The sequence below is a fragment of the Alistipes sp. genome, assembly GCF_048465575.1.
Taxonomy (GTDB): domain Bacteria; phylum Bacteroidota; class Bacteroidia; order Bacteroidales; family Rikenellaceae; genus Alistipes.
On sequence record NZ_DBFWLG010000001.1, the window covers coordinates 1 to 1,241 of the forward strand.

Annotated in this window: 1 pseudogene; it reads left to right on the plus strand. The window is 55.0% G+C overall.

Going from position 1 to position 1,241, the window contains the following annotated elements:
• Positions 1 to 1,241 (plus strand): annotated as a pseudogene (locus ACMQ11_RS00005) (DNA methylase); the annotation flags it as partial.

The window sequence follows — 1,241 nt, forward strand, 5'->3', positions numbered from 1 at the left end:
GCCTCGGAAAAGGACTTTTCGCCCGAAAACCGCGTGCGGTTCTTCAACAACATCAAGAACAACGACTACGATTGTGTCATCATGTCGCACGACCAATTCGGCAAGATACCGCAGTCGCCCGAATTGCAGCAGCGCATCCTGCAAGCCGAGCTGGATACCGTCGAGGAGAATCTGGAGGTGTTGCGCAGTCAGGGCAAGGAGATTTCGCGGGCGATGCTGCGGGGATTGGAAAAGCGTAAAATCAACCTTTCGGTAAAGTTGGAGAGCATCGCGCACGCCATCAAGTCGCGCACGGACGACGTGGTGGATTTTAAGCAGATGGGCATTGACCATATTTTTGTGGACGAAAGCCACCAATTCAAAAACCTGATGTTCAACACCCGCCACGACCGCGTGGCCGGGCTGGGCAATCAGGACGGCAGCCAAAAGGCACTCAATATGCTTTATGCCATCCGTACCATACAGGAGCGCACGGGCAAGGATTTGGGTGCGACGTTCCTCTCCGGTACGACGATCAGCAACTCGCTGACGGAGTTGTACCTGCTGTTCAAATACCTGCGACCGAAAGAGCTGGAGCGGCAGGACATCAATTCGTTCGATGCGTGGGCGGCCATCTTCGCCAAGAAAAGCGTGGATTTCGAGTTCTCGGTAACGAACAACATCGTCCAAAAAGAACGCTTCCGCTACTTTATCAAAGTGCCGGAGCTGGCGGCGTTCTACTCCGAGATTACCGACTACCGCACGGCGGAGGACGTGGGCGTGGATCGACCGGACAAGAACGAGATACTCCACAACATTCCACCGACGCCCCAGCAGGAGGAGTTTATACAGAAATTGATGCAGTTCGCACAGTCGGGCGACGCGACCATCCTCGGACGCGCACCGCTCTCGGAAACGGAGGATAAGGCCAAGATGTTGATCGCTACGGACTACGCCCGCAAAATGGCTCTCGACATGCGGCTGATCGACCGGGAACTGTACGAAGACCACCCCGACAACAAGGCGAGCCAATGTGCCAAGATGATTGCGGAATACTACCGCAAGTACGACGCGCAGAAAGGCACGCAGTTCGTCTTCTCGGATTTGGGGACATTCCAGCCGGGACAGTGGAACGTGTACAGCGAGATCAAACGCAAGTTGATAGAGGATTACGGCATTCCCTCCTCGGAGATTCGCTTCATACAGGAGTGCAAGAACGAAAAGGCACGCAAGGCCGTTATCGACGCGATGAACGAGGGCAA